The following is a 6,986-nucleotide window of genomic DNA, read 5'->3' on the forward strand; positions in this document are numbered from 1 at the left end:
AAGGTATAGGAGGACATGCTGATGAAATCAAAAATATTCCGGCCGGATTGGACGGAAAAATCGCCTGCGCCCGGTACATACAGATCCATTTTTAAATATGGTGATCCTCAACATTTCAAACATCCCAGTGATGCCTGGTACAGGATGATCAAACAGGATTTTCACTTAAGTGACACCGATTTTACCAGTAAAGTTAAAGAAGGACTTGAACAAGTTACTCTAAACCGTCCTGTAGATCTGAAACAGCAGCAGATGGAGGCCATACAAGCCATCGTAGGAAAAGAAAATGTTTCTCTGGATGATTACAGCCGTGTCAAATACGCTTCGGGGAAAACAACGGAAGAAATGTTGGAGCTTCGTCAGGGAATTATTCATGAAGTAGCAGACGTCGTAGTGCACCCGCGAGACAAGCATGATGTTCAAAAAATTGTCGCTTACTGTGATAAAGAGGGAATCCCCGTTACGGTATTCAGCGCCGGTTCTTCCGTGAATTTCGGTTGCCGTCCGGTCACAGGAGGTATTTCTCTGGTAGTCAGCACTCATATGAACAAGGTTCTGGAAGTCAACGAACTCAATCAGACCGCCCGGGTGCAGCCGGGTATTTTCGGACCGGCTTATGAGGATGCTTTAAACAAAGCACCCGAACTTTTTGGCTCTAAACTGCGTTATACCTGCGGCCATTTCCCGCAGTCTTTCGAATATTCAACAGTGGGAGGCTGGATTGTTACATTAGGTTCCGGACAGGCATCGACTTATTACGGCGACGCTTACGACATTGTGTTCAGTCAGGAATACGTGACTCCGGCAGGAACCTTTAAAACTCTGGACTATCCGGCTACCGCCACCGGTCCCAAAATAAACGATATAATGAAGGGTTCAGAGGGTGCCTTCGGCATTCTGGTTGAGGTAACAATGAAAATATTTCGTTACATGCCCGAAAATCGCGCGCGTTTCAGCTTTATGTATCCTACCTGGGACGCCGCTGTAAACGCCAGCCGCGAAATTATGCAGTCCGAATTCGGCAAGCCTGCCATTTATCGTATTTCCGATCCCGAAGAAACAGACAGGGGGTTAAAGCTCTATGGCATGCCGGGCATTGTTGATAAATTTTTGGTGCTGCGAGGATTTAAACCGATGCAGCGTTGTTTGAGTCTGGGCAATGTGGAAGGCGACAGAGATTACACGCGATTGGTAGCGCGCAAAATAAAGGCTATTGCCCGCCGCCACGGGGCAATGTCCCTGGGCAGTTATGCCGCACGCAAATGGGAAAAGACCCGCTACACTGAACCATATATGCGCGAGGATTTAGGTGACTATGGAATTTTGATTGATACGCTGGAAGCCGCTGTAACCTGGGATAATCTTCACCATCTGCATGAAGGTGTTCGCGCTTATATGAAAAGCCGGCCGGACACGATGTGTATGACGCATGCCTCGCACTTCTATCCGCAGGGCACAAATCTTTATTTTATTTTCATTGCTCACATGAACGATCCTGAGGAATACCGGAGATTTCAGCACGGCATCATCGACAGCATTCAAAAACACGGCGGATCATTGAGTCACCATCATGGAGTGGGACGCATGATCGGCCCCTGGATGGAAACCCATCTGGGGAAAGAACAAATGGATGTTTTGCGCGTGTTGAAACGGCATTTCGATCCGCACAATATAATGAACCCCGGAGGTCAGCTGGGATTGGATTAATAACTGTTAATCGGAGATAAGGTGAGAACTTTGCATAACTACTTGTTTTGTCATCCCGAATCCCGACGAGTCGGGATGAGGAATCTTAAAGTAAAAAATTAGTTCAAAAAAAAGATTTCTCGCTTCGCTTCGAAATGACATTATACAAAGATCTCAAGGTATAAAAAATATGTTCAAGAAAACAAGTGAGGTAAAAATATGCCACAAGAAAATATTAAATCAAAAGAAATAATCCTGTCGATAGACGCAGGCACTCAGTCTATAAGGGCCGCCCTTATAGATACGGACGGAAACATACTGCATATCGTTAAAACACCAATTCAGCCTTACTATTCGGAACATCCCGGCTGGGCGGAACAACAACCGGATTACTATTGGGAGATGCTCTGTAAAACAACTGGCCAGCTCTTGCAAAAGCAGGAACATCTCAAGGCAAATATAGCAGGCGTTACGCTTACCACACAACGTGCCACAATGATTAATGTGGACAAAGACGGAAAAGCTCTTCGCCCGGCAATTACCTGGCTTGACCAGAGGAAGGCTGATTCATGTAAGATACTGCCTGGTGCTCTTCGTCCCGTGCTTAAGACCGTAAAACTGCTGGATACTGTGGAAAGTGCAATACAGGATTGCGAGGCGAACTGGATATGTCAGCAACAACCCGATATTTGGGAAAAGACACACAAGTTTTTGCATCTGTCCGGATTCTTCACTCACCGACTCACCGGTGAGTTCATTGATTCCGTGGGCAACAACATCGGCTATCTGCCGTTTAACAACAAGACATATCAATGGGCCGGAAAATACGATTTCAAATGGTGGCTATTTAAAATTGAGCAGGAAAAACTTCCTGCAATGATTAAGCCCTCAGAAATTTTGGGACAGATCACAAAAAAGGCGTCTTTGGAAACCGGTATACCGGCAGGATTGCCTGTCTTCGCGGCGGGATCGGACAAGGGCTGCGAAATACTCGGTTCGGGATGTCTCACGCCCGAAACCGGATGTCTAAGCTTCGGAACAATAGCAACTTTTGATGTGGCTACTCCCAAGTATGTCGAACTGCGTCCTATGATACCGCCATATCCTGCTTCAGTGCCGGACACATACTACACGGAAGTTTCGATATTCCGCGGTTTCTGGATGGTCAGCTGGTTCAAGGAGGAATTCGGGCTTCAGGAGTGTATACTCGCCGAAAAAAATAATGACGTGCCGGAAAAACTTTTTGATTCGTTGATTCAAAATGTGCCGGCCGGGTCCATGGGATTAATGCTCCAGCCTTACTGGACTCCGGGAATAGGTGCCGACTCTTACGCGAAAGGATCCATAATCGGTTTCGGTGATGTGCACAATCGCGCGTATCTCTATCGCGCCTTACTTGAAGGATTGATCTATGGACTGAGAGAAGGCGGAGAATTGACACAACGCAAAACAAAAGTGCCGGTAACAAAACTTAAAGTCTCCGGAGGAGGATCGCAAAGTGAAGCCGCAATGCAAATCACAGCGGATATATTTGGTATGGCTGCGGAGCGGCCGCACACTTTTGAAACATCCGCGCTGGGCGCGGCAATTGATGCCGCTGTGGGACTCAAACTTTATTCCGACTTTCCATCAGCGGTCAGAAGCATGACCAGAACAGGAAAAGTATTTGAGCCGTCATTGAAAAATCATCAACTCTACGATAACCTCTATAAAAGAGTTTACCTTAAAATGTACGGACAACTAAAACCGCTGTTTAAGGAAATCAAAGACATTACCGGTTATCCGAAGTAACAGGAAACTTGTCTTTTGTATTCGGACATATATTTTTCTGACAGTAAAAATTCAATGACTGCCGTATTGATTAGTTGCCCGACGTAATCTCGTAGATTGACAGCTTGTTGTCGCAGGCCGCGGCCAGCCGCCTGCCGTCCGGACTGACGGCCAGGCTTATGGGACCGGGATTGTTCTTGATCTCCTGAACCATCATTCCCGCTTCTATATCCCACACCGCTAACGTTAAATGGGTATGAATCTGGCTCTTGGCGCCGAATAGATATTTCCCATCCCGGCTGAAGGCCAATGACCACACACGGGATTGCACCGGCAGTTCCTTAACCAATTTTCCGGTATCCACATTCCAAATGCGCACAGGATCATTGTTCCCTTGTGGGTATAAAATTGTGTCAGTGCTGCCGGTTGTTGTGCCGGTAGCCACCCACTTGCCGTTGGGGCTGATGGCTAAGGCTGTCGGATTATCAGTATGGATGTTGTCGATGCTGCGCAGGTACTTGCCGGACTTTGCATCCAAGAATAGTATCTTGGGCCGAAATCTATAACCGGACCCCGAAGCGACCAATTCTCCTTCGCCCAGAATCACGAATTTGCCATCGGGTGTGAATACCAGCGGCGTTGTGAAACGTGTTATCTCTTTCGGTTCATAGGACCAGGCAATTTGCCAGTTTTCTGTGCGATAGGCAATCACGATTCTCTTCTTACCGCCATGAACAACGACCAGCATCTTGCCATCCGGGCTAAAGCGCAGGGAGACAATGTCTACTTCTTGAGGTATGCCGGGCGTTATATGCGGAGCAATTAAAGTCGCCTGCGTGGTTCCATCAGCGATTTTCCAGACATTGATAATTTTGAGGCCTGAGACCAAATATTGACCATCCGAACTGAAGGTTATGTTATCTAAGCCAAGGCCTCTGGCGCCTTGATTCAACTGCTTTCGGATAGAAAGAGATGCTGCATCCCATATAACCACATCCGTTGGTAGACCCCCGGCTGTGGCAATTGACTTGCCATCTGGGCTCCAGGCCACTGCCGTAATGTTATCGTATGTGTTCTCAGAGATCAGCCGAAGAATGTGATTCTTGGTCATGGCATGCCATCCTTTCATAAAGATGTTTTCGTCATCCGCAACGGCATTGGTTGTAATAATTACAATTATTGCAACCAATATTAAAGGCAGTGTTCTACTTTTTTTAATTATTTTAGTTAGGAAAAGTTTTTTGCCATTCAGGCTAGTTTGATTTATCAAGAATAATTCTTTGACAGATGTCTTCTTACGATCAAAAGGGAAATACATGTTTTTTCTCCACGTTGAATTGTTTTTTATAAAAGCATTGATATTTTTTAATCTAAAAAACCCGTGAAACTTGTTCTGTGAAAACTTTTTGAAACAATTTTTTGAATTTATAATAGTATTCAATAAACAAATCAATATTTCATGTCAACTTAAATTCATTGAATATCGTTGTGCAAAATCACTTCTTTTTAACATTGACTTCGGATGTCCATTGCGCTAATAGAATCCACTCTTTTGCTTTTATAATCTCGTTGGGAATTTACCAGCGATACAGGAGGTCATATGGGTTCAAAAAAATCTTATAAAATCGCCGTAGTCCCGGGTGACGGAACAGGGCCGGAAGTTATTGCGGAAGGTCTCAAAGTGCTCAAAGCCGTAGCCGCTTCTCAATCAATCAAGTATGAGCTTGTCCATTATGATCTGGGAGGAGAGCGCTATAAAAAAACCGGGGAAATCCTTCCTGATTCCGTTTTGGAAGAATTTAAAAAATTCGATGCCATTTATCTGGGAGCTATCGGCCATCCGGATGTAAAACCGGGAATTCTGGAAAAAGGAATCCTCCTGCGAATGCGTTTTGAACTTGACCAATACATTAATCTGCGGCCGGTAAAACTCTATCCTAATGTTCCCTGCCCTCTCAAAGACAAAGGGCCAAAGGAAATTGATTTTGTCGTCGTCAGGGAAAACACGGAAGGGCTGTACACGGGAGGTGGAGGATTTTTAAAAAAAGGCACTCCTGATGAAGTGGCTATTCAGGAATCCATTAATACCAGAAAAGGTGTCGAACGCTGCCTGCGTTACGCTTACGAGTACACCGCCAAAAGAAAAAAGGACAACAAGCTTACTCTCTGCGGCAAGACGAATGTTCTAACTTACGCTTTCGATCTATGGGAAAGAACATTTAAGGAACTGGCCAAAGAATATCCGAAAATAAAAACCGATTATGTCAATGTGGATGCAACCTGTATGTGGATGGTGAAAAATCCCGAATGGTTCGATGTTATCGTAACAGACAATATGTTCGGCGACATTATAACGGATCTGGGCGCCATGATTCAGGGCGGAATGGGCATAGCGGCAGGAGGAAATATCAACCCCAAGGGAGTTTCTATGTTTGAACCCATTGGCGGTTCCGCCCCGAAATACACAGGGAAGAATGTTATTAATCCGCTCGCAGCTATCTGTGCCGGAGGCATGATGCTGGAAACTCTGGGAGAAGACAAAGCCGGCAAGCGTATTGAGGCCGCTGTTATTAAACTCCTGGAAAGCGGAAAACTAAAAAGCCTTGATGCCGGCAGAATGGGAATGTCTACCAGTGAAATAGGAGACTGGCTGGCAAAGAATATTTAATTCAAATTACGCAATAGACGTTTAAGAAAATCAAAGCTGTCATTTCGAGAAGTCCCGACTATAGGGACGACGAGAAATCTTTATCGTTTTTGTTTAAAGATTTCTCCCTTCGGTCGAAATGACATTTTTCAATAAATGTATTCTGTAAATTAATTGTCATATCGACAATCAATTTATCAAGATTTCTCGCGGAGTATAATCCCGCGTATGCGGGACTCGAAATAACAATCCTTTAATGAATTTAGATGTAGGATAAAAAAAGCCCCTTCAAAATAATGAAGGGGCTTCATGTTTTAAATCCGGCAGCACCTACTCTCCCACACAGTCGCCCATGCAGTACCATCAGCGCAAAGGAGCTTAACTTCCGTGTTCGGGATGGGAACGGGTGTGACCTCCTCGCGATAGCCACCGAAAATTCCTTATATAATTGCGTGACAATGCATATCGCACCTACTGCTTAGTTGAAAGCAAAGCGCTATAGTAAATATGAGACCATATATATAAATAATTATTATGGTCAAGCCTCACGACCGATTAGTATCAGTTAGCTGAACACATTACTGTGCTTACACATCTGACCTATCAACCACGTAGTCTACATGGGGTCTTCAGTCTTGATGTCTCCATCAAGAGGGATATCTTATCTTGAGGTGGGCTTCCCACTTAGATGCTTTCAGCGGTTATCCCTTCCGAACTTAGCTACCCAGCGATGCCACTGGCGTGACAACTGGAACACCATCGGTTCGTCCATCCCGGTCCTCTCGTACTAGGGACAGCTCCTCGCAAATATCCTCCGCCCACAACAGATAGGGACCGAACTGTCTCACGACGTTCTGAACCCAGCTCACGTACCGCTTTAATT

Annotated in this window: 4 protein-coding genes and 2 rRNA genes; 3 read left to right on the plus strand and 3 right to left on the minus strand. The window is 45.3% G+C overall.

Annotated elements, in window-relative coordinates; all coding sequences use genetic code 11:
• Window positions 1-21 precede the first annotated feature (21 nt).
• Entirely contained in the window at window positions 22-1,707 is a 1,686-nt protein-coding gene (locus CVU62_06915; GenBank protein PKN38558.1) for an FAD-binding oxidoreductase, read from the plus strand.
• A 198-nt stretch (window positions 1,708-1,905) separates the two neighbouring features.
• Complete coding sequence (locus CVU62_06920) at window positions 1,906-3,477, plus strand: carbohydrate kinase (protein ID PKN38559.1); 1,572 nt, start codon at window positions 1,906-1,908, stop codon at window positions 3,475-3,477.
• Between the two features lie 70 nt (window positions 3,478-3,547).
• Here the strand turns inward: CVU62_06920 and CVU62_06925 are convergent, their stop codons facing one another.
• Entirely contained in the window at window positions 3,548-4,774 is a 1,227-nt protein-coding gene (locus CVU62_06925; GenBank protein PKN38560.1) for a hypothetical protein, read from the minus strand.
• A 282-nt stretch (window positions 4,775-5,056) separates the two neighbouring features.
• Here CVU62_06925 and CVU62_06930 point away from each other — a divergent pair, with 282 nt between their 5' ends.
• On the plus strand, window positions 5,057-6,124 hold the full coding sequence (locus CVU62_06930) for a 3-isopropylmalate dehydrogenase (protein ID PKN38561.1): 1,068 nt from the start codon (window positions 5,057-5,059) through the stop codon (window positions 6,122-6,124).
• 297 nt (window positions 6,125-6,421) lie between these two features.
• Here CVU62_06930 and rrf read toward each other — a convergent pair.
• Window positions 6,422-6,537, minus strand: a 5S ribosomal RNA gene (gene rrf, locus CVU62_06935).
• A gap of 99 nt (window positions 6,538-6,636) precedes the next feature.
• Window positions 6,637-6,986 (minus strand): 23S ribosomal RNA (locus tag CVU62_06940); the annotation flags it as partial.

It is taken from the genome of Deltaproteobacteria bacterium HGW-Deltaproteobacteria-2 (genome assembly GCA_002840505.1).
Classification (GTDB): Bacteria; Desulfobacterota; Syntrophia; order Syntrophales; family Smithellaceae; genus Smithella.